The following is a 21,063-nucleotide window of genomic DNA, read 5'->3' on the forward strand; positions in this document are numbered from 1 at the left end:
ACAGCTATGCGTTCATTATCGGGCCGGTGATTTACCAGCCGTCCAGTTGCGGGCACTGGGTAGCCCGGTAACTCTTGTCCCGATAACAAACACCGGGTTCCGTGGTGCGGGCGGTGAATACCTCGCCAGCCGCGGTTGTCAGGCGAACCTGTCCATAGGGTTCGCCGTATTTGAAGGTGGCTTCAATGGAGCTGCCGTTGGGATTGCGTAGCAGGCCCTTACCGTGAAACTTGCCTTCGATGTATTCACCCTCGTATTTTTTCCCGTCGGCAAACACTTCGGCGCCGGAGCCGTGAAAATCACCATTGGAAAACTCGCCCTCGTAATGACGACCGTCGGGGTAGGTAAGGCTGCCCTGACCGTGAAACTCGCCCTGTCGGAAGCCGCCCACATAGAACATGCCGTCAGTCGTGGTCAGGGAGCCATGGCCGTTCAGTCTGCCTTCGGCCCATTGGCCGGTGAGGATGTCGCCGTTGCCCCGGGTCAGGGTGCCCTGGCCGTGGAACTGGCCATCCTCGAAGTGGCCTTCATAGCGCAGCCCTTCGCTGTTTTCGTAGGTGCCGTCTCCGGTTTTCAAACCGCCAATCCAGGTGCCATCCCGGTAGTTCACTGTGGTGTAGGGGCTCAGCCGTCCCATCAGGGTTTTCGACTGCCCGGCTGTCAGGGCAACGGACTGACTCCAGGGTTTGAAGCCATCCTTGCTGATGGTGACTTCGTACCTGCCCGGATCCAGTTCCAGATCAAGCCGGGTGGCGCCGTATTCGCGACCGTTGATGGTGACGGTGTCGCCGACAACGTTGGAGCGCAGAACCAGCTTGGCGGTCGTAGGTTCCGGTTCGGCGGGTTGCGGTTGAACGTCCGGCTGTGGCTCCAGGGCGGCTGCCGGTTCGGCGACGGCCATCGTGTCTGCGGATTCCGGCATGGGGGCAATGGTAAAGGGCTCTACGGCCGGGAGGTTGCGAACCTCGGCTTGGGAGGGGGGTGAAGCCTCGTTCTCAGTCTCGATGCGTTGGGTGTCGGGTGTTGGCGGAGTCTTGTCTTCAGGCTGCGTGGCGGAGTCAGCCAGGGCGACTTGCGGGGCTTCATCTTTGTTAGCAGGTGTATTGGTCAGCGATGTGTCCTGGCGGACCGAGGCAAACCCCGCCGTGACCAATAGCATCAGGGCCAGCGCATTGACGAACAACAGTGGTCTGGCGTCGACCATGGGAAACCTCGCATTCCTGCATTCCGGACGCCTTCATCTTAACCACTGATTGCAATGTTATGTAACAGAAAGTATCTGAACTTATCGATAATGCAGGACAATTCACACTTTGTCCGGAAGTTGGTCATGGTTAAGCTGTTCCCAGGATCTCATGTAGACATCCGCCTCGTATTCATAGGGGGAACGAAAAGGGGTCAGCACGAAGTCGAACACCAGGAAGAAGAACCCTACGGAGGCCCAGGCAATGGCCATGGTGCTGATGGTGTTAGCCTGAACTTCCGGGTTGGAGTCGACAAAGCCCTGAAGCATCGGAATCAGGTCGGTCGCCATCACCACCGGGTTGAAGCTGGAGAGCACGAATGGTACCCAGAAGGCCAGGAATATGGGGAAGAATCCGAACGACCAGAGAATGCGGCGCAGCAGGTACATGCCGGCCTCGCGCCAGTAACGCTGTCTGACTTCGGGAACCTTGCGGATGCGTTCGATATAGCGGCGGCGCTCCGCCCAGTAGGCCGCTACTTCCGGGGCCTGTACCGTGCCCTTGCCGGGGCTCGCCGTGGCTGCGGCGGGTTTTGGAGCAGGCTCGCTGGCGGCGTCGGTCAGATCCTGGCTGGCGTCGTTTCGGCTTTCTGTGGTCATGGATTCGGATACTACCTTAATGGGCTACAGGGCTGACTGGTTGGCTAACAGGACTGATGCATGATAATCGATAGTACGTGTTACCCTACAAGTCTAAAATCGTTAAAGACAGGATAGATTGAATGGCTGCAGTGATCGACAACGCAACCCATCCGGCTTTTGAGAAGCTTCGCAGTCACCGGATTGGGACTCTGAACCTGACGGTTGAAGAGTATCGTCATCGCAAAACCGGCGCGCGGCATCTGCACATGGCTGCCGATAACGACGAGAACGTATTTTTCGTGGCCTTGCGCACCTTCCCGATGGACTCCACCGGTGTGGCTCATGTCCTGGAGCATACCGCGCTTTGCGGCAGCGAGCGTTATCCCGTGCGGGATCCTTTCTTCATGATGATTCGCCGCTCGCTCAACACCTTCATGAACGCGTTCACCAGCAGCGACTGGACCGCCTATCCGTTCGCCAGCATGAACCGCAAGGATTTCGATAACCTGCTGTCGGTGTATCTGGATTCGGTGTTCTTTTCCAAGCTGGATCCGCTGGACTTTGCCCAGGAAGGGCACCGCCTGGAGTTCGACAAGCCGGACGATCCCGGGACCGATCTGGTCTACCGGGGCGTGGTCTACAACGAAATGAAGGGGGCAATGAGTGCGCCCACCTCCCAGCTGTGGCAGAACCTGTCGAGCCACCTGTTCCAGACCACCACCTATCACTACAACAGCGGCGGCGAGCCGGATCACATTGTTGATCTGAGCTATGACGACCTGGTGAAATTCTATCGTCACCACTATCACCCGAGTAACGCGATTTTTGCCACCTACGGCGATATTCCTGCCCATGAGCACCATGAGCGCTTTGAGGAGCTGGCCCTGAAGCGGTTCGATCGACAGGACATTGAGCTGCCGGTACGGGATGAAAAACGCATGTTTGCGCCGGTGCGGGTCGAGCAGGGGTATGCCGTCAACGAATGCGAAAGCACCGAGAACAAGACCCATATCGTGATGGGCTGGTTGCTGGGCCACAGTTTTGACCTGCAGGAAAATCTGGAAGGCCAGCTGCTGTCAGCGGTACTGCTGGAGAACAGCGCCTCGCCGTTGATGCGGGCCCTGGAGACCACGGATATCGGCCACGCCCCGTCACCCATGTGCGGGCTGGAGGACTCCAACCGGGAAATGACCTTTGTCTGCGGCATTGAAGGCAGCGAGCCGGAGCAACACAAGGCGCTGGAAGAGTTAATTGAAGGCACCCTGCACAAGGTGGTCAAAGACGGCGTCAGCGAGGAGCGCCTGGAAGCGATCCTGCATCAGCTTGAGCTGCATCAGCGTGAAATTGCCGGTGATCAGTTCCCGTACGGGTTGCAGCTGATCATGCAAGCGATTGCTCCCATGGTTCATGGCGGCGACCCGGTGGAGCTGCTGGACCTGGAGCCGGTGCTGGCGGATATGCGTGAGAAAATCCGCGACCCCCGCTATGTGCCGGACCTGATCCGCAGGAAACTGCTGGAGAATCCGCACAGGGTAACCCTGACCCTGCGCCCCGATGACAAGCTGGAAAGCCGCCGTCAGCAGGCCATTCGCGAGGCACTGGCGCGTCGCAAGGCCGAACTGACGGAAGAGGAAGTACGGCAGATTGTTGACCGCGCCCAGGCGCTGGAAGAGCGCCAGCAGCGCAAGGATGACGATTCCATTCTGCCGAAAGTGGATCTGACCGACGTGCCCCTGCAGATGCCGGAGCCGGAGAGCCGCTACGATGGTGATATCGCGGCAACGGTGTTTGCCCGTGGCACCAACGGCCTGGTCTACCAACAGGTTGTTCTGCCGGTACCTGAATTGACCGAAGAGGAACTCCTGCTGCTGCCGTATTACACCACGCTGATTCCCGAAGTGGGATGTGGTGAGCTGGATTACCTGCAGATGCAGGACCGCATTTCTGCGGAATCCGGCGGCATCGGCGTCTCTTTCTCGGCCAAGGGGCGTGTTGATGACGTCCAGGACCTGTCAGGCTACCTGATCTTCAATGGTAAAGCGCTGGCGCGCAATCGCAGCGAGTTGAGCCGGTTGTTGCACGATGTGTTCCATGGCGCCCGCTTTGACGAAAAAGAGCGGGTGCGGGAGCTGATTGCCCAGATCCGTGCCCGTCGGGAGCAGGCTGTGACCGGAAGTGGTCATGGGTTGGCCATGGGAGCGGCGTCCCAGGGTATGAGTCCGGGTGCCTGGCTGTCTTTCCGCATTGGTGGCCTGGAAGCCATCCGCGGCACCAAGGCGTTGGACCAGTCGCTGAACGATCCCGCCGAACTGGATGCTTTCTGTGCCAGGCTGGCGGCGTTGCACCAGAAGGTCCGGCAGCAATCGCGGCAGTTCCTGGTGATCGGTGAGGAAGAGCAGCTGAACCCGATGCTGGATGACCTGAAATCCTGCTGGCAGGGCGCCGGGCCGGCCGCAGCTGGTGGCTGGAAGATGGATCCGGTGAACTACACCACGCGCCAGGCGTGGCTCACCTCCACCCAGGTTAACTTCTGCGCCAGGGCGTACAGTACCGTGGCCGTGGACCATGAGGACGCCGCGGCACTGACCGTGCTGGGCGGTTTCCTGCGCAATGGTTACCTGCACCGGGCGATTCGCGAGAAGGGCGGAGCCTATGGCGGCGGTGCAGGGCAGGACAGCGTCAACGGCACGTTCCGGTTCTTCTCATACCGCGACCCGAGGCTGGCGGATACTCTGGAGGATTTTGACCGTGCACTGACCTGGTTGCAGGAAACCGAGCACGATCCCCAGGAACTGGAAGAATCCATTCTCGGCGTGATTGGCCAGCTGGATCGCCCCCGGTCACCGGCTGGTGCGGCGAGACATGCCTTCCATAACGAGCTGTTTGGCCGTTCACCGGAGCAGCGCGCCAGATTCCGCGAGCGTGTTCTGGCGGTCACGATGGATGATATCAAACGGGTGGCGCGGCAGTGGCTGGTGCCCGCCAATGCCAGTACCGCCGTGGTGACCAGTCCGGAAAACCGCGAGGTGGCGGAGCAGCTGGGTCTGGAAATTCAGGAGCTGTAAGCCCTGAAACACCGGAAACAGCCCCGCCGGGGCTGTTTCCGGAATATCAGGAATCGGAATCTACCGGTTCCGCTTCAACCCGGTGGCTACCATGATCCGGGTGGAAATCTCTTCCACTGAGTAGGCCGTGGTGTTCAGGTACGGTATCCGCTCCCTGCGATACATCAGTTCAATCTCTTCGATTTCGTGCATACACTGTTTGAGTGACGAGTATCGGGAGTTGGGGCGCCGCTCATTACGAATGGTTGCCAGCCGCTCCGGTTCAATGGTGAGTCCGAAGATCTTTTCCTTGTGGGGTTTCAGGACTCCAGGCATTTGCTGGTCATCCAGGTCCTCTTCCGTGATCGGGTAGTTGGCGGCTTTCACGCCGTATTGCAGGGCCAGATAGAGGCAGGTGGGGGTTTTGCCGCTGCGGGAAGCTCCCACCAGGATCAGATCAGCCTCATCGTAATAGCGCGTGCGGGCGCCGTCATCGTTGTCGAGCGCGAAGTTCACGGCCGCGATGCGGCGCTCGTAATTGCCTTCGTTGTTTATCGAGTGGGACTTGCCCACCGAGTAGGAGGAGGAGGACTGTAGCTCCTGCTCCAGGGGATTGAGGAAGGTGCCGAAGATATCCACCATGAAACCGTCTGCAGTGGATATAATGTCGCGAATATCGCTGTTGACGATGGTATCGAACACCAGTGGCCGGCTATGGTCGGTCTCAGACGCCTTGTTGATGCGTTTGACCATGTCCCGGGCCTTGTCCGCATCGTCAATGTAGGGCACGGTTACCCTTTCGAAATCAATCTTTTCAAATTGGGCCAGAAGGCTGTTGCCGAGGGCTTCGGCGGTGAGGCCGGTACCGTCGGAAATAAAGAAAGCAGTTCGTTTCATGGTGTGTGGTCCAACTCCGGATTCGACGGGTTCCCTAGGTAATTGCCGCAGGTTACAGTATCATACACGCCCAGTTCGAGACTGCGCAGCGCAGAATGCTCTAATGAATCAAGGGAGACGTGCTTTGGAAGATTACATTATCTGGTTTGATCACCTGGGAATGTCCGATGTGGACCGGGTAGGGGGAAAGAATGCCTCTCTCGGAGAAATGATCAGTAATCTCGCCAATGCAGGTGTTACCGTTCCGGGTGGTTTCGCGACCACTGCCCATGCCTACCGTGAGTTCCTTGCCACCGATGGTCTCAAGGACAAGATCGATAAGGCCCTTGACGAGCTGGATGTCAATGACGTCAACGAGCTGGCCAGGGTGGGGTCCCGTATCCGTCAGTGGGTTATCGATACGCCGTTCCCGGACGTGCTTGATAATGCCCTGAAAGAAGCTTATGCCAAGCTGCAGGATGGCAATGACAAAATGGCTGTCGCCGTGCGTTCCTCCGCGACCGCGGAAGATCTGCCGGACGCGTCTTTTGCCGGCCAGCAGGAGACCTTCCTGAACGTGGTGGGCCTGGAGCAGGTGCGCACTTCGGTCAAGGAGGTGTTTGCCTCCCTGTTTAACGACCGCGCGATCTCCTATCGGGTTCATCACGGCTTTGATCACAAACTGGTGGCCCTGTCTGCCGGCATCCAGAAAATGGTGCGCAGTGAAACCGCCGCCAGTGGCGTGATGTTTACCCTAGATACCGAATCCGGTTTCCGCGACGTGGTGTTTGTAACCGCCTCCTATGGCCTGGGTGAGACCGTGGTTCAGGGTGCCGTTAACCCGGACGAATTCTACGTTCACAAGCCGACCCTTCAGGATGGTCGCCCGGCGGTCCTGCGCCGTAACCTGGGCAGCAAGGCCATCAAGATGGTCTACCATTCCAGCCCCGGTGAAGGCCAGTTTGTCGAGACCGTGAAGGTTGAGCAGGATGAACGTAACCGCTTCTGTATTAATGACGCGGAAGTGGAAGAATTGGCCAAACAGGCCATGATCATTGAAAAGCATTACCAACGCCCGATGGATATCGAATGGGCCAAGGACGGTGACGACGGCAAGATCTACATCGTTCAGGCCCGTCCGGAAACCGTCAAGAGCCGTGCCGCCGCCAATGTCATGGAACGTTACCTGTTGAATGAAACCGGCAAGGTGCTGGTGGAAGGCCGCAGTATCGGTCACAAGATCGGCAGCGGCCCGGTCAAGATTGTCGAAAGTATCAACGAAATGGATCGGGTTCAGCCGGGTGATGTCCTGGTTACGGACATGACCGATCCGGACTGGGAGCCGGTGATGAAGCGCGCTTCCGCCATCGTCACCGACCGTGGCGGCCGTACCTGTCACGCCGCCATCATCGCCCGTGAGCTGGGTATTCCGGCTGTCGTCGGTTGTGGTGATGCCACGGAAGTGCTGAAAGATGGTCAGGAAGTGACCGTTTCCTGTGCCGAGGGCGATACCGGCATGATCTATGAGGGCGCCCTGGACTTTGAGCTGCGGGAAAATACCGTCGACTCCATGCCCAATATTCCGTTCAAGATCATGATGAACGTGGGTAACCCGGATCGTGCGTTTGATTTCCAGGCGTTGCCCAACGAGGGGGTCGGTCTGGCCCGCCTGGAGTTCATCATCAACCGTATGATTGGTGTTCACCCCAAGGCATTGCTCAACTTCGATGGCCTGCCGAGGGACATCAAACAGACGGTTGAAAAGCGTATTTCCGGCTATCCGTCCCCGGTCGACTTTTACATCGACAAGCTGGTTGAGGGTATCTCCACACTGGCGGCAGCGTTTGCGCCCAAGAAGGTTATCGTGCGTCTTTCGGACTTTAAGTCCAATGAATACGCCAACCTGATTGGTGGCACACTGTATGAGCCGGACGAAGAAAACCCGATGCTGGGCTTCCGTGGCGCCTCTCGCTACATTTCTGAAACCTTCCGGGACTGTTTTGAGCTGGAATGCCGTGCCCTGCAGAAAGTACGCAATGAGATGGGGCTGACCAATGTTGAGGTCATGGTGCCGTTCGTTCGTACCGTTGGCGAAGCCGAGCAGGTAGTGAACCTGTTGGCCGAGAACGGGCTGAAGCGGGGCGAAAACGGCCTGCGGGTGATCATGATGTGTGAGCTTCCGGCCAACGCCATTCTGGCGGAGCAGTTCCTTGAGCATTTCGACGGTTTTTCCATCGGCTCCAACGACCTGACCCAGCTCACTCTGGGCCTGGACCGGGATTCCGGCATCATTGCGCACCTGTTCGACGAGCGGAACGAAGCCGTCAAGGCGCTGTTGTCCAATGCGATTCAGGCCTGCAAGAAAGCCAACAAGTACATTGGTATTTGCGGTCAGGGTCCGTCCGATCACCCGGATCTGGCCAAGTGGCTGATGGACCAGGGTATTGATACCGTGTCTCTGAACCCGGATTCGGTACTGGATACCTGGTTCTTCCTGGCCGACGAAAAGATCGACTGAATTCATTTCCAGGATAAGGAGAGCGACAACGTGGCAAACATTATTACCCCCGACCTGTGTGACGAGTTTCCGGAAGTGAAGGTCGCAGAGCCTGGCTTCAATAATTACGGAGGCATCAAGGCCTTTGGCGGCGAGATTGTGACCGTTAAGTGCTTTGAGGATAACTCGGTGGTCAAGGAGCAGGTTGGGCTGCCAGGTGAAGGCCGGGTGATGGTTGTCGATGGCGGCGGTTCAAAGCGCCATGCCTTGCTGGGTGATATGCTGGCGGAAAAAGCCGCGAGCAACGGTTGGGCGGGCCTGATTATCTACGGGTGCGTCCGTGACGTGGATGAGATCGGCAACACCGAGCTGGGTGTCCAGGCCCTGGATACCTATCCCCGCAAGAGCGAGAAGCGCGGTCTGGGCGACCTGAACGTGCCGGTGACCTTTCACGGCGTGAGCTTCCAGCCGGGGCACTACGTGTATGCCGATAACAACGGCATCATCGTATCGGAGAAGCCGCTGGTCTGACCTTCGGTTTTCCCGGTACGAACAAAAACGGCGGCCAATGGCCGCCGTTTCTGGTTTCAGCGAGTCACTTCGCTGATGTTTGCCCCCAGGAGAAAACCATCACCCTCTGGTTCACATCGGACTACTTCGCACACGGTTTCCAGGGGAGGGAACTGGTCGCTGGAAGGGTGAAGAACGGTCTGTAGTTCTTCGCCAACCGCAACGGCGCGGTCAACATACAGTTGCATCCCGGCGGCGCTCAGATCCCGGCAGACGCCGGTGAAGGTCTCGCCATTACTGTCTGTAATCTTGATTTCTGAGTTCACCTGCATGCGATGGAAATCGCGCTTTTCCGAGTAGTCCTTCATAGTGTTACGCCCAGTTGTCTGTTTTTCTTGTGGGTTTGAGCATCGGAATAATGAGGGCCAGCAAGACGCCGCCCAGCACCAGCGCAGCGCCGAGCAGCATGAAATCGGATTCCTTGCTGGCTTCCAGCCGTTCGTTTTCGGCGGTCAGCACTTCCAGGTCATTGCGGATTTTCTGGTTTTCCTCCCGCAGTTCGCGGTTGCGCCTTTGAATGTTCAGTGCGTCGGCGGATACTTCCTTGATCCTTCTGAGTTCCTGCTGAAGCTCTTCGGAGCGGCTGGACAGCGATGTTTTGGAATTGCGCAGTTCGTCGCGTTCAGCGGTCACCGTGCTGAGCTGCTCCCGGGTCTCATTCAGTTCGCTGCGGGCGGCTTCGAGTTGGCGGGTGGCACGTTCCAGGCGGTCGCGGGCAATCGGGGTGTCGGTCAGGTACTGCTTGGATACCCAGCCCTCACTGCCTTTGGGCGTTCTCACCTTGGTGTAGTTTTCATTGGCGGTGTCGAGCACTTCCAAGGGTGTGCCGCTGGGCAGGGCATTTTCAATGATCCGGTACTGGGTGCCAGGGCCTGAGCGAACAGGCAGGTATAACTGGTCGTCCACATACATGGTCCTCGCCTGGGCTACAGCTACGGAGGACACGATAATAAGGATACTGAGAATAAAGCGGATGAACGTCACTGGTTATATTTCCTGAGTTTTGCGATGGGCGGACAGTCAGCGATTAAAGACGCAATTTTGTCACAGCTTCCTCGGTGTTCAAGCAACGTATTATTACAATACGCTCATGGAGCCTGGTCGCTGCTCAGGGCAGAACGGCCTTGAACGGTTTGACTGTGACTTTCTGGTAGACACCTGCCTCTACGTAAGGATCCGCGTCGGCCCAGCTCTGTGCGGCCTCCAGTGAGTCGAACTCGGCGATCACAAGGCTGCCCGTAAAGCCGGCTTCGCCTGGTTCTGGTGTGTCCAGGGCAGGGTGCGGGCCTGCCACCAGCAGCCGACCTTCGGCCTTGAGTGCCTGAAGGCGTTCAATATGTGCGGGACGGGCGGTTTGCCGCAGTGGCAGGCTGTTATCGACGTCCTCGCTGATAATGGCGTAGTACATGAAAGGCTCCGGGACATTGTGTGATACAGGCAATGGCTTGACTGGTACACTGCCTGTCAGGATTTCATATTAGCTTCAGGAATTTGTGTGACTATAACCCAAGAATCCGCTTTCTGCATTGATCTGCACTGCCACAGCACCGCCTCGGATGGCGCCCTGGCGCCTGCGGACGTGGTACACAGGGCCGTCGAACAGGGTGTGTCCCATCTGGCGTTGACCGACCACGACACCATTGAAGGTTTGCCCGAGGCGCAAGCAGCGGCGGATGCCTCCGGGATTACCCTCATTAGCGGCACCGAGCTATCCTGTCTCTGGAAAACCCAGACCATTCACGTGGTTGGCCTTGATTTTGATCGTGACAGTCCGGCCTTTGTGGAGGCGCTTGCGCGTCAGCATGAGAATCGCTGGGCCCGGGCGCGGATGATTGACGAGCGCCTCCAAAAAGTGGGAGTCGCTGATTTGCTGGATAAAGCCACGGATAAAGCCGGTGGGGATGTGCCGGGGCGGCCTCATTTTGCACGGGTGTTGGTGGAAGAAGGCAAGGTGAAAGATTCGGCGCAAGCATTCAAGCGCTATCTGGGAGCCGGTAAGCCCGGGGACGTAAGGGCCTTCTGGCCGGAGCTGTCGGAAGTTGTCCAGTGGATCACTGAGGCTGGGGGCGTTGCGGTGCTGGCTCATCCACGCAAGTACCGTATGACGGCCACCAAATTGCGCAACCTGATTCATGATTTCATCAGGGCAGGGGGGCGATCGATAGAAGTATCAACCTCCGGCCAATCCAGTGGTGACCTGGGGTTTCTGGCGGAACTGTGTCGTCGGCAGGAGTTGCTGGCTTCCCAGGGGAGCGATTTCCATTTCCCGGGGGCGCCCTGGTGTGAACTGGGCAATATCGTGAAAATGCCAGACGGGCTGGAGCCGGTCTGGCATCATTTCAAACAACCTGCAGGGCCTGGCGCGCCCGCTTCTTAGTCAGGCGCGTGGAAGAGCAGGTACAGGTCGGTCAGTGAATCCGGGATGGCGTCAGCCATCTGCCGGGACAGTTTGTCGCTGTTGCGGACTTTCTGGAAGTCTTCATCGTCGAACAGGCCGGACAGTGTCAGCATCGGCACCAGAAGGTCTGCGGTTTCATCCTCACCCCCGGTGTTCAGCCATTCATCCTCACGCTCCAGGAAGGTGTCCACGAACCCGGCGCACCAGTTCTCCAGTGCGTTCATTGGGTCGCCGTCTTCCGGTTCGGGAAGTTCGAGGGGCTGCCCCATATCCAGGGAGTGGGCCATGTCCCGGGTCAGTTGGCTGACGCAGTGGCTGAAAATCTCAGGCACCTGGCCGTCGGGAAGCTGGTCGCTTCCCGTGGCCAGGCGGAAGATATCTTCCGCCGACAGTTCAACCGGTCCGACAACGCTGGCGCAAACCACTCCGTGAAGCCCGAAGAAATCCAGGGCATCGTCGCCCCAGGGTTCCGCGAACAGAATATCTTCCAGTGCTTCAATATCCGAATTGGATAGCATGCCTTAGTTACTCCCGGCCTTTTTGGCCTCTTCCGCCGCTCGCTGACGTTTGCGAACTTCTCTCGGATCATTGTAGGCACGTCCAGGCGTTACCGGTACTTCCGGTGCCTTTTCAGCGCTTGGTTGCTCGGCTGCTTTCTCCGGCTGCTTGGTTTCTGGCTCAGGCTGTTTTGCCTCGGGCTGCGACTGTTGGGTCTCAGGCTCAGGCTGTTTTGCCTCGGGCTGTGGCTGTTTGGTCTCAGGCTTGGGCTGTTTTGCCGCCTCTGCCGGCTTTTCTGCTGGCGCTGACTCAGCCTTGGCATCCGGCTTTTCCGGTTGTGCCGCTGGTTTTTCTGCCTTGGGCGCCGGCTGTTCGGGACTGCTTTCAGCTTTTGGCTCGGCCCCGGTTTCAGCAGCCGGTGCCTCTGGCTTGGCGGCATCCGCCTTCGGTGCCTGCGCTTTGGGCTCAGCAGGTTGCTTGTCCTGGTCGGCTGGCTTTGTGTCAGCTTCCGGCGCTTGCGTGGCTTTCGGAGCCTCGCTGGTGGTTGCCGGCTTGCTGTCAGCTGCCTTGTTTTCGGTCTTGGGCGCTTCCGCGGCCTTGTCTTTCTTTTCAGGCTTGTCTGCGGTTGCTGCTACCGGCTTTTCGGGCTGTGACGGCGCGGCCTGGTCCTCTACCTTACTCTCAGTCTTGCTCTCTGCCTTTTTTGCCGGCTGCTTCCGTGCGGGCTTACGCTCGGAGCTGGCTTCCGCTTTCGCGTCAGCGGGCGTTGCAGGCGCGCTCTGGGTCTTCTCGGCGGACTTTGGTTCGTCTTTCTGCTCAGGCTTTTCAGGCTTCTTCTCAGCTTTGGCTGGAGCCTGGTTTTCTGCCTTGGCAGCTTTTTCCGAAGGCTTGTTATCGGCCTTCGGCGCCTGGGCCTCTGCAGCCTTGGGCTTGGCATCGGTTTTTACCTCCGGTTTGGAGGTATCCTGACGCTCTTCCGGCTGGGTGTCCTTCTGATGCCGCTCGCTGCGAGACGCCTTGCGATCCGCCGGGGTGGATGCTGGAGTTTCAGTCGGCGACCCATCACGGTTACGGGCGCGGCGCGGCTTGCGGCGCTTGTCGTCACTGCCGCCTTTTTCCGGAGCGCCCTTGGCGGTGTTGTCCTGCTGCTCGCGGTTGTCCTTTTGATCCTTCTGGTCGCGCTGGTCTTTCTGATCGCGTTGTGGGCGGTTGCGGCCCTGGCCACGCCCCTGACCGCCGCGACGGTTGTCGCCACCTTTGTTATCGGAGCCTTTGTTGTCAGAGGTCTGTCGACCCTGCTGGCCACCGCGGTTCTGGTCGTCGCCACGATTACGGTTACGATTGCGGTTGTCGTCGCCCCGGTTTTGCTGGCCTGACTGCCGGCGATCATTGCCGCTGCGGTTGCCTGAGCGGCTATCGTCTCTTGCAACACGGGATTTGCGACGATCCTGACGACCCTGGTTGCGGCGATCCTCGCGAGCGGTCCGGGCAGTCTGTTGCTGTTCGGACTCGGCGGTAGCATCGTCACCGCTGAAGAAGCAGGCGATCTTGCGGCCCAGTTTGCGGAACAGGCCTTCTTCCTGGTCATTGGCCGCAACGGTTGCCTTGGCCGGAGCCGGTGCGGGGGCGGCGGTCGGCCGGATGGCTTTTACGGCAGCCTGTTCGCGAACCGGTTGCTGGGCGCTGGGTGCTTCGAACACATCTTCTTCACGCTGGGTGTATTCTTCGGCAACCTGGTAACTGGATACATGCTCAGCACCTGATTCATCGTCGCGCATGCGGACGATTTCAAAATGCGGTGTTTCCATGTGCGGTGCAGGTACGACAACAAGGCTGACTTCCTGGCGCGCTTCGATGTCGGCCAGTTGCTTGCGTTTCTCGTTAAGCAGGAACGTCGCTACGGCAACCGGAACAATGGCGCGGACCTCGCCAGTCTTCTCCTTGGAAGATTCCTCGTAGATCAGGCGCATGATGCTCAGGGCGAGAGATTCAATGCCCCGGATGGTGCCCTGGCCTTCACAGCGAGGGCAAACTTCGCTACGGGTCTCACCCAGGGAAGGGCGCAGGCGCTGGCGTGACATTTCCAGCAGGCCAAAGCGGGAGATCTTGCCGACCTGAACCCGGGCGCGGTCGATTTCCAGCGCTTCGCGCATCTTCTGTTCGACTTCGCGCTGGTGTTTGGCCGGGGTCATGTCGATGAAATCGATCACGATTAGGCCGCCCATGTCGCGCAGACGGAGCTGGCGTGCGATTTCTTCCGCGGCTTCCAGGTTGGTCTGCAGCGCGGTTTCCTCAATGTCATGGCCCTTGGTGGCGCGCGAGGAGTTGATGTCGATGGACACCAGCGCCTCGGTCGGGTCGATAACGATGGAACCGCCAGAAGGCAGTTTCACTTCACGCTGGAACGCGGTTTCGATCTGACCTTCGATCTGGTAGCGGCTGAACAGGGGGATTTCATCCTTGTACAGCTTGATCTTGTTCTCGAAGGTGGGCATGACCGCGCGTACAAAATTCAGTACGTCTTCGTAGACGGTCGGTGCGTCGATCAGTACTTCACCAATGTCCTGGCGGAGGTAGTCACGCACGGCGCGGATAATAACGTTGCTTTCCTGATGGATCAGGAACGGGGCCTTGCGCTCGCTGGCGGCCTGGGTAATGGCTTCCCAGAACTGCACGAGATAATCGAGATCCCACTGGAGCTCTTCCGTGGTGCGGCCAATACCGGCGGTACGAACGATGATGCCCATGGACTTGGGCACCTGAACGTCGTTCATGGCCTCTTTCAGCTGGGCGCGTTCTTCGCCTTCGATGCGGCGGGAAATGCCACCGGCACGGGGGTTGTTGGGCATCAGCACCAGGTAGCGGCCGGCGAGGGAGATGAAAGTGGTCAGGGCTGCGCCCTTGTTGCCACGCTCTTCCTTATCAACCTGAATAATGACTTCCTGGCCTTCGGAGACCACGTCCTTGATGTTGATCTTGCCTTCGATCTGTCCCGGGGATTTCTTGAAGTACTCCTTGGAGATTTCCTTCAGGGGCAGAAAGCCGTGCCGATCCGCGCCGAAGTCCACAAAGGCGGCTTCAAGGCTGGGCTCTACGCGGGTAATGCGCCCCTTGTAGATGTTGGCTTTTTTCTGCTCACGGGAGCTGGATTCGATATCAAGATCAAACAGACGCTGGCCGTCAACGAGGGCGACGCGCAACTCTTCAGGATGAGTTGCATTGATTAGCATTCTTTTCATGGAATGAAAGGATTCCTGTCGTTTGGTTTTGACAGAAAACCGGGGGGAGATGCATCTGCGAAGCAGAACGTGCGTGCCGCGGGCTTCCTACTGCTGAAGCGAACCGGCGGCCAGACGGATCAGGCCCTTAGGGGAAACTGTCCCGTGAGCCTGAGACCACCGCCGACGGTCCGTCTGCCTAAGGGCAGGGAGATGTCGTGTAAGGTAAGTGTCTGTTGACGCATGTTATCCGTTTTCAGGTTCACACTGGTGCCTGGGTCTCACGTCGTATTCGTAAGCTGGACGGCCCGGCCCTGCGTGCTGGTAATGATTCTTCGCGATGTCGCCCGACGGTTTTCCGTACGGTTGTTTTCACTCTCCCGGGATCCGGTCAGGGGCCTTTATATGGCATGCCGTGATGGCCGGGGAGCATTTTAATCGCCGTACCCGGTAATGATTGGGCTTGCGGCGTTCAAACTCTCAAATAGTGTCGGTATACTTCTGCCGCTCCGGCTTCTGACTCATTAGGTCAGGCCGTAGACAAACGGCAGAGCACGCCGGAATATAACAGTATTCTTTCGGGCCTTCAATCCCGCATTCACATCACCGATAAGGTATTCATGTCCAAAGCGCCCAAAAACAGGCAGGCACAGCGTTCCGGCCCCCGGCGGAGCAAACCTGCCCAGCATCAGAAGCCGAGAACGGGAGATCGGCCGCAGCATGGATCTGCGCCAGCAGAGGTCAAAACCGGCGAGGTCCGCCAGGGCGTCCGTCGGGTCACCGTGGATGAGGATAACGAGGGTCAGCGGTTGGACAACTTTCTGCTGGCTCAACTTCGCGGCGTTCCCAAGAGCATCATCTATCGCATCATTCGCAAAGGTGAAGTCAGGGTCAACAAAGGCAGGGTAAAGCCGGATACCCGGCTCAAGGCCGGCGATGAGGTGCGTATTCCTCCGGTGACGCGCAAGGAAAAACCGGAACAGGTGGCGCCGGGTTCGCGGGTGCAGGGTGTGATGGAGAGTGCCATTGTGTTCGAAAATGAGCACATGCTGGTGGTGAACAAGCCCGCCGGCATCGCTGTGCATGGTGGGAGTGGTCTGAGCTTCGGGCTGATCGAAGTGCTGCGTTCAGCTCGCCCGGAAGCCCGTTTCCTTGAGTTGGTGCATCGCCTGGACCGGGATACCTCGGGTCTGGTGATGGTGGCCAAGAAGCGGTCTGCCCTGCGTTACCTGCAGGAGGAGTTGCGCCAGAGGCGTATGCGCAAGCACTATCACGCGCTGGTCGCAGGTGACTGGCCTGATGGCGTGAATCGGGTGGAGCAGCCCCTGTTGCGCTATGAGATGCCCAACGGTGAGCGTCGGGTCAGGGTAGACGAGGCGGGCAAGGCTTCGCTGACCACGTTCAGGTGTCTCTCGGCCTTCAGCGGTTACAGCCTGGTCGAGGCGTCACCGGTGACAGGCCGAACCCACCAGATTCGCGTGCATGCATTGTGGGCCGGTCATCCGATTGCCGGGGATGACAAGTATATGGATGATGTCAGCCTGAAAGCGTTTCGCGCGGCGGGCGGGCAGAGGCTGATGCTGCACGCCCGTGCGCTGGAGTTTGCCCTGCCCGTGACCGGCGAGCCGGTGCGGCTGGAAGCAGCTTATGACGATGCGTTTCAGCAGTTTCTCGACAGGCTGGCGTCACGTCGCAATTCAAACCGGTAATTCCGGGCTTTTGTGCCGGTTTATCGGGTGAGCAGGAACAGGTTTATGGACGTTAAAGTCGTAATTTTTGACTGGGATGGCACCCTGGTGGATTCCGTGGAGCATATTGCGGACAGCCTTCATCAGGCCGCCACCGAATTGGGCTACCCGGCGCGTGAACGTGAGGCATACCGGGACATCATCGGGCTGGGCATGGTGGAGGCGCTGGAAAAGCTCTACCCGGGCATCAGTCGTGAGGAAATGAGCGCGATCCGTGAAGGTTATGCCCGGTACTTTTTTGCCAAGGTGACCTCGCCCCAGAATGTGTTTGAAGGCATGGCGGATGTGGTGGCGGATATTCGCCTCGGCGGCAAGGGGTGTTCGGTAGCGACGGGCAAAAGCCGTAGGGGATTGGAAGGTGCGCTGGTGTCCAGTGGGCTGGGCCCTCATTTCGATATTACCCGGTGTGCCGACGAAACCCGTTCCAAGCCGGATCCGGCCATGTTGAAGGAAATCATTACGTTTTACGGAATTGAGCCCTCCGAGGCAGTGATGATTGGCGACACCCGCTACGATCTTGAAATGGCACAGCGCATCGGAATGCCGTCCATCGGGGTTGAGTGGGGTGTCCACAAGCGGGATGTTCTCGGGCATTATGAGCCGCACGCCATTGTCGAATCCGTGCAGGATCTGCGGGAAGTGCTGGGTTTGTAAGTAGTATCAGTGGTTATTGAGGGAAGCTGGGTATGAGTGATTGGAATTCTGACAACAAACCCGAGTGGGGGGATGCTCCCGTGGAGAATCAGTCGTCAAAGGGTGGTAAGAGACCGAGCCTGCCGCCGGAAAGCGGTCGTGACTGGAAGCTGATTGAAAAGCTGGTGCTTTCCCTTCAGTCCGAGCAGCGGAAAAGTCGCCGTTGGGGTATTTTTTTCAAGCTGCTGACGTTTACCTACCTGTTTGCCCTTCTGTTTCTTTTTAAGTTTCCCCTGGGGGGCAGTCTGGATGCGGCTACTGGGGCGCACACTGCTCTCGTTGAGATTGATGGGGTTATAGCTGCGGATGAGTTGGCCAGCGCTGATAATATCGTCGGCTCCCTGCGTGAGGCTTTCGAGGCGGATAATTCTGTTGCGGTTGTGCTGCGTATCAATAGCGGCGGTGGCAGTCCGGTTCAGTCCGGCTATGTCTATGATGAGATTCGTCGTCTTCGTGGTGAGCATCCGGACAAGAAGGTGTATGCCGTTATTTCCGATATTGGTGCGTCCGGCGCCTATTACATTGCAGCGGCTGCGGATGAAATATATGCCGACAAGTCCAGTCTGGTGGGCTCCATCGGCGTGGTGGCCGGCGGCTTTGGGTTTACAGAAGCGATGGAGAAAGTGGGGGTTGACCGCCGCCTCTATACCGCGGGTGAGAACAAGGCGTTTCTTGACCCGTTCTCGCCGGAAGATGGCGAGGAGGTTGCGTTCTGGCAGGATGTCCTGAAAACCACCCACAAACAGTTTATCGAGAAGGTTCGGGAAGGGCGTGGCGATCGCCTGGTCGACGACGAGCGCATATTCTCCGGTCTGGTGTGGAGTGGAGAGCAGGCGCTGGAGCTGGGGCTGGTTGATGGTCTGGGCAGTGCGTCCCATGTGGCTCGCCAGGTCATTGGTGAGGAAGATCTGGTTGATTACAGTCGTCGCAAATCTCCCCTTCAGGGATTTGTTGATCAGTTCGGGGTGTCTGTCGGCAATGCCTTGGCCGACCGCATGATGGAAACCCGCTTCGAACTCCGATAAGGGGGCGTGCTAGCGAAGCAGGGGATTCAGCCCCCAGGCTCGCAGCATGTCGATCAGCGCGATGAGCGGCAGGCCGACCAGGCTGTTCGGGTCCCGGCCTTCAAGGGAATCGAACAGCGCGATGCCCAGGCCCTCCATCTTGAAGCTGCCGGCGCAGTCATAGGGCTGCTCCCGTTCCAGGTAGCGCTCTATTTCCGCGCCTTCCAGGGTGCGGAAGTGAACCTGAAATGGCTCGCAATGGGTCAGGGCGACGCCGGTGTCGGCATTGATCAGCGCAAGCCCGGTTAAAAAGGACACCTGCTGGCCACTGCTTCGGGTGAGTTGGCGTATGGCTGCTTCATGGTTGCCCGGTTTATTGAGGATGGTTCCGTCCGGCAGGCAGGCGACCTGGTCCGAGCCGATGATCCAGTGCCCGGGGTGGGTGGGTGCCAGAGCCTGGGCTTTTTCGGCGGCAAGCCTGATGGCCAGGCCTTCGGCGGACTCGCCCGGCTGAGCGGATTCATCGATGCCGGGGCTGGCACAGGTAAATGGCAGGCCGAGCCGTTGCAGCAATTCCCTGCGATAAGGGGAGGATGAGGCGAGTAGTAATGGTTGCGACTTCATGAACCTGCCTGTTTTGCGCCGGTCGGGCCGGGAATTGTCGTAGAATACACCTATTCATACCGGAACCGTTGTGCAAAAGGCAATGAAGTCTTTGACAGCGGCCGGTCGGGCCCCTAAAATTGCGCGCCTATGTCAAAAGCGTCAAACGCCGAGTTGCCCAGATCTGTCGATCCCTATCGGTTGGCGGAGCAGAACACCGTGTTGGAGGGAGAGATTCCTCTGAGCGGATTGTCACGTTTCCGTGAAGCGATATTCGGGTATGGCGAAGGGGCCGTGTGCCGGGTTCGGCTGTCATTCACCATGGACAGTCAGCGTCGTCGCATCGTATCGGGAGAGTTGCAGGCTCCGGTCGATCTGGAATGTCAGCGTTGCATGAATGCCATGCACCAGGCACTGAATTCAGAATTTACACTGGGGCTCGTTACCAGTGATGAACAGGCGCAGCAGTTGCCGAAGGAGCTGGAGCCGTTCCTGACGGACGAATTCAGCGCGGACCTCTGGTCCATGTGTGAAGACGAACTGCTGCTGGTGCTGCCACCATTCCCGCTTCACGACCGGAACGACTGTCCGGCCCGGGAAGATCTGGAAGCATATGAGCCTGATGGTGAACCGGCCGCGCCGGAGAAAGCACCAGGCGAGAACCCGTTCAGTGTGCTGGCGGATCTCAAAACGAAGAAGCATTAACCGGGCGCGGTCTCCTGCGGGAAGCCAGCGCGTTACTAACGAACACACGTTACTGTTTTAGTTCACGTTAACAGGTCAGGAGCATAATCATGGCTGTACAGAAAAACCGAAAGACCCGCTCAAAGCGTGGCATGCGCCGTTCACACGACGCCCTGAGCGCGACAACTCTGTCCACTGACACCACTACTGGCGAAGTTCATCGTCGTCACCACGTGTCTCCGGACGGCTTTTACCGTGGTAAACAGGTAATCGAAGCGCGCGACGAGTAATTCGTTGCAATCAGGCCGCAATCCAGTGCCGGATGCAAAAAGGGTGACGGCAGTCACCATTGCGATTGATGCCATGAGCGGTGATCGCGGGGCAGCAGTGGTTGCCTCTGCGGCACTGGATGCGGTGCGCGAAAATGAAGCCTTGAGTCTTGTTCTGGTCGGTATTCGGAGCGAGCTTGAGGCTTTTTTGGATCCAGGGCATTCCCGGATTCGCATCGTCGAAGCGGCGGATGTGGTTCGGATGAACGAGCGCCCCTCTCACGCGCTCAGGCACAAGCGCAATTCTTCAATGGCTGTGGCGCTCGGTCTGGTGCGTGACGGTGAAGCCCAGGGTTGCGTGAGTGCGGGCAATACTGGCGCCCTGATGGCGTTTGGTCGTTCCATTATTCGCATGTACCCGGGTATTGAGCGCCCGGCGATTTCCAAGTTGATTCCCTCCCTGCGCGGTCGTTGCCATGTGCTCGACCTGGGCGCCAATGTCGATTCCACCGCTGAAAACCTCTATCAGTATGCCCTTATGGGTTCGCTGATGGCGTCCGCTATTTGTGCCCAGCCAGAGCCCCGGGTGGCGTTGCTGAATGTGGGTGAGGAAGAAATCAAGGGCAATGAGCAGGTTCGCCTTGCGTCCCACATGCTGGCCCAGTGCGATACCATCAACTATATCGGGTACGTGGAAGGCAGTGATCTGTTCCGTGACGTGGCCGACGTCGTGGTTTGTGATGGGTTTGTCGGTAATATTGCCCTGAAAACCGGGGAAGGGGTGGCCGGCCTGCTGATTGAGTTGATGGAGCAAACCTTTACCCGAACATTGTACGGGCGGTTTGTAGGTCTGTTGGCCCGCCCGATTATTGGTCGCTTGCTGCGGTTGATGGACCCTTCCCGTCATAATGGTGCCAGCCTGCTTGGCCTGCAGGGCGTGGTGATCAAGAGCCACGGTAATGCCAATGAGCGCGCCATGCTCTCGGCCATTCGTCAGGCCGTCAAGGAAGTTGAGCTGGAGGTGCCCCAGCGCATCAATGATCGCCTCGATGATTTGATGGTTTGACCCGCCTGAGACTAAAGTCTGTCCCCTGAAGCCGGTACATTGGTGAGATGATGTCTTAAATTGTACTATT

General features: G+C 58.4%; 19 protein-coding genes. 10 read left to right on the plus strand and 9 right to left on the minus strand.

Going from position 1 to position 21,063, the window contains the following annotated elements:
- Positions 1-31 precede the first annotated feature (31 nt).
- Both ACQUWM_RS01190 and ACQUWM_RS01195 read right to left on the minus strand, forming a co-directional pair.
- Positions 32-1,204 carry a PEGA domain-containing protein gene (locus ACQUWM_RS01190; RefSeq protein WP_428920908.1) on the minus strand — a complete coding sequence of 391 codons (1,173 nt, stop codon included), beginning with the start codon at positions 1,202-1,204 and terminating at the stop codon, positions 32-34.
- A 102-nt stretch (positions 1,205-1,306) separates the two neighbouring features.
- Positions 1,307-1,843 carry a hypothetical protein gene (locus ACQUWM_RS01195; protein ID WP_407001119.1) on the minus strand — a complete coding sequence of 179 codons (537 nt, stop codon included), beginning with the start codon at positions 1,841-1,843 and terminating at the stop codon, positions 1,307-1,309.
- Positions 1,844-1,965: 122 nt separating this feature from the next.
- On the opposite strand from ACQUWM_RS01195, the gene ACQUWM_RS01200 reads away from it, so the two are divergent.
- On the plus strand, positions 1,966-4,890 hold the full coding sequence (locus ACQUWM_RS01200) for an insulinase family protein (protein WP_428920909.1): 2,925 nt from the start codon (positions 1,966-1,968) through the stop codon (positions 4,888-4,890).
- Between the two features lie 60 nt (positions 4,891-4,950).
- Here ACQUWM_RS01200 and ppsR read toward each other — a convergent pair whose 3' ends face one another.
- On the minus strand, positions 4,951-5,766 hold the full coding sequence (gene ppsR, locus ACQUWM_RS01205; protein ID WP_407001121.1) for a posphoenolpyruvate synthetase regulatory kinase/phosphorylase PpsR: 816 nt from the start codon (positions 5,764-5,766) through the stop codon (positions 4,951-4,953).
- Positions 5,767-5,869: 103 nt separating this feature from the next.
- On the opposite strand from ppsR, the gene ppsA reads away from it, so the two are divergent.
- Together ppsA and rraA are read left to right on the plus strand one after the other, a co-directional pair.
- On the plus strand, positions 5,870-8,263 hold the full coding sequence (gene ppsA, locus ACQUWM_RS01210) for a phosphoenolpyruvate synthase (RefSeq protein WP_428920910.1): 2,394 nt from the start codon (positions 5,870-5,872) through the stop codon (positions 8,261-8,263).
- Positions 8,264-8,293: 30 nt separating this feature from the next.
- On the plus strand, positions 8,294-8,773 hold the full coding sequence (gene rraA, locus ACQUWM_RS01215) for a ribonuclease E activity regulator RraA (RefSeq protein ID WP_407001123.1): 480 nt from the start codon (positions 8,294-8,296) through the stop codon (positions 8,771-8,773).
- A 56-nt stretch (positions 8,774-8,829) separates the two neighbouring features.
- Here the strand turns inward: rraA and ACQUWM_RS01220 are convergent, their stop codons facing one another.
- From ACQUWM_RS01220 to ACQUWM_RS01230, 3 genes are all read right to left on the minus strand, one after another.
- Positions 8,830-9,120 (minus strand): PilZ domain-containing protein, encoded by a 291-nt coding sequence (locus tag ACQUWM_RS01220; protein ID WP_406984825.1) that lies wholly within the window; start codon positions 9,118-9,120, stop codon positions 8,830-8,832.
- Positions 9,121-9,124: 4 nt separating this feature from the next.
- Complete coding sequence (locus ACQUWM_RS01225) at positions 9,125-9,796, minus strand: TIGR04211 family SH3 domain-containing protein (RefSeq protein ID WP_407001125.1); 672 nt, start codon at positions 9,794-9,796, stop codon at positions 9,125-9,127.
- 124 nt (positions 9,797-9,920) lie between these two features.
- Positions 9,921-10,220: a YciI family protein gene (locus ACQUWM_RS01230; RefSeq protein WP_428920911.1), complete on the minus strand. Its 300-nt coding sequence runs from the start codon at positions 10,218-10,220 to the stop codon at positions 9,921-9,923.
- An 87-nt stretch (positions 10,221-10,307) separates the two neighbouring features.
- On the opposite strand from ACQUWM_RS01230, the gene ACQUWM_RS01235 reads away from it, so the two are divergent.
- Entirely contained in the window at positions 10,308-11,189 is an 882-nt protein-coding gene (locus tag ACQUWM_RS01235; protein ID WP_428920912.1) for a PHP domain-containing protein, read from the plus strand.
- Here ACQUWM_RS01235 and ACQUWM_RS01240 read toward each other — a convergent pair.
- Both ACQUWM_RS01240 and rne read right to left on the minus strand, forming a co-directional pair.
- Positions 11,186-11,728, minus strand: coding sequence for a YecA family protein (locus ACQUWM_RS01240; RefSeq protein ID WP_407001128.1), 543 nt, complete (start codon positions 11,726-11,728; stop codon positions 11,186-11,188). The two genes, ACQUWM_RS01235 and ACQUWM_RS01240, sit on opposite strands and share 4 nt — an antisense overlap.
- A gap of 3 nt (positions 11,729-11,731) precedes the next feature.
- Positions 11,732-14,947: a ribonuclease E gene (gene rne, locus ACQUWM_RS01245; protein WP_428920913.1), complete on the minus strand. Its 3,216-nt coding sequence runs from the start codon at positions 14,945-14,947 to the stop codon at positions 11,732-11,734.
- A 599-nt stretch (positions 14,948-15,546) separates the two neighbouring features.
- Here rne and rluC point away from each other — a divergent pair.
- The 3 genes from rluC to ACQUWM_RS01260 are packed head-to-tail and all read left to right on the plus strand — an operon-like array spanning position 15,547 to position 18,392.
- Positions 15,547-16,635, plus strand: coding sequence for a 23S rRNA pseudouridine(955/2504/2580) synthase RluC (gene rluC, locus ACQUWM_RS01250; RefSeq protein ID WP_428920914.1), 1,089 nt, complete (start codon positions 15,547-15,549; stop codon positions 16,633-16,635).
- Between the two features lie 45 nt (positions 16,636-16,680).
- Positions 16,681-17,328, plus strand: coding sequence for an HAD family hydrolase (locus tag ACQUWM_RS01255; RefSeq protein ID WP_407001131.1), 648 nt, complete (start codon positions 16,681-16,683; stop codon positions 17,326-17,328).
- A 32-nt stretch (positions 17,329-17,360) separates the two neighbouring features.
- Positions 17,361-18,392: a S49 family peptidase gene (locus ACQUWM_RS01260; protein WP_428920915.1), complete on the plus strand. Its 1,032-nt coding sequence runs from the start codon at positions 17,361-17,363 to the stop codon at positions 18,390-18,392.
- A gap of 9 nt (positions 18,393-18,401) precedes the next feature.
- On the opposite strand, the gene ACQUWM_RS01265 is transcribed toward ACQUWM_RS01260, so the two are convergent.
- Positions 18,402-18,995, minus strand: a complete 594-nt coding sequence (locus ACQUWM_RS01265) for a Maf family protein (protein ID WP_428920916.1) — start codon at positions 18,993-18,995, stop codon at positions 18,402-18,404.
- Between the two features lie 129 nt (positions 18,996-19,124).
- On the opposite strand from ACQUWM_RS01265, the gene ACQUWM_RS01270 reads away from it, so the two are divergent.
- The 3 genes from ACQUWM_RS01270 to plsX all read left to right on the plus strand — a co-directional run bounded on the left by ACQUWM_RS01270 (position 19,125) and on the right by plsX (position 20,993).
- On the plus strand, positions 19,125-19,679 hold the full coding sequence (locus tag ACQUWM_RS01270; RefSeq protein WP_428920917.1) for a YceD family protein: 555 nt from the start codon (positions 19,125-19,127) through the stop codon (positions 19,677-19,679).
- Between the two features lie 89 nt (positions 19,680-19,768).
- Positions 19,769-19,948 (plus strand): 50S ribosomal protein L32, encoded by a 180-nt coding sequence (gene rpmF / locus ACQUWM_RS01275; RefSeq protein ID WP_406984839.1) that lies wholly within the window; start codon positions 19,769-19,771, stop codon positions 19,946-19,948.
- 43 nt (positions 19,949-19,991) lie between these two features.
- On the plus strand, positions 19,992-20,993 hold the full coding sequence (plsX, locus tag ACQUWM_RS01280) for a phosphate acyltransferase PlsX (RefSeq protein WP_407001135.1): 1,002 nt from the start codon (positions 19,992-19,994) through the stop codon (positions 20,991-20,993).
- Positions 20,994-21,063 lie beyond the last annotated feature (70 nt).

Origin of the sequence: Marinobacter sp. DUT-3 (assembly GCF_050379435.1) — a bacterium.
Taxonomy (GTDB): Bacteria; Pseudomonadota; Gammaproteobacteria; order Pseudomonadales; family Oleiphilaceae; genus Marinobacter.

Coding starts and splice junctions, on each gene's coding strand:
- ACQUWM_RS01190 (WP_428920908.1), bottom strand. CDS start 1,204: ATGGTCGACGCCAGACCACTGTTGTTCGTCAATGCGCTGGCCCTGATG.
- ACQUWM_RS01195 (WP_407001119.1), bottom strand. CDS start 1,843: ATGACCACAGAAAGCCGAAACGACGCCAGCCAGGATCTGACCGACGCC.
- ACQUWM_RS01200 (WP_428920909.1), top strand. CDS start 1,966: ATGGCTGCAGTGATCGACAACGCAACCCATCCGGCTTTTGAGAAGCTT.
- ppsR (WP_407001121.1), bottom strand. CDS start 5,766: ATGAAACGAACTGCTTTCTTTATTTCCGACGGTACCGGCCTCACCGCC.
- ppsA (WP_428920910.1), top strand. CDS start 5,870: ATGAATCAAGGGAGACGTGCTTTGGAAGATTACATTATCTGGTTTGAT.
- ACQUWM_RS01220 (WP_406984825.1), bottom strand. CDS start 9,120: ATGAAGGACTACTCGGAAAAGCGCGATTTCCATCGCATGCAGGTGAAC.
- ACQUWM_RS01230 (WP_428920911.1), bottom strand. CDS start 10,220: ATGTACTACGCCATTATCAGCGAGGACGTCGATAACAGCCTGCCACTG.
- ACQUWM_RS01240 (WP_407001128.1), bottom strand. CDS start 11,728: ATGCTATCCAATTCGGATATTGAAGCACTGGAAGATATTCTGTTCGCG.
- rne (WP_428920913.1), bottom strand. CDS start 14,947: ATGAAAAGAATGCTAATCAATGCAACTCATCCTGAAGAGTTGCGCGTC.
- rluC (WP_428920914.1), top strand. CDS start 15,547: ATGTCCAAAGCGCCCAAAAACAGGCAGGCACAGCGTTCCGGCCCCCGG.
- ACQUWM_RS01255 (WP_407001131.1), top strand. CDS start 16,681: ATGGACGTTAAAGTCGTAATTTTTGACTGGGATGGCACCCTGGTGGAT.
- ACQUWM_RS01260 (WP_428920915.1), top strand. CDS start 17,361: ATGAGTGATTGGAATTCTGACAACAAACCCGAGTGGGGGGATGCTCCC.
- ACQUWM_RS01265 (WP_428920916.1), bottom strand. CDS start 18,995: ATGAAGTCGCAACCATTACTACTCGCCTCATCCTCCCCTTATCGCAGG.
- ACQUWM_RS01270 (WP_428920917.1), top strand. CDS start 19,125: ATGTCAAAAGCGTCAAACGCCGAGTTGCCCAGATCTGTCGATCCCTAT.
- rpmF (WP_406984839.1), top strand. CDS start 19,769: ATGGCTGTACAGAAAAACCGAAAGACCCGCTCAAAGCGTGGCATGCGC.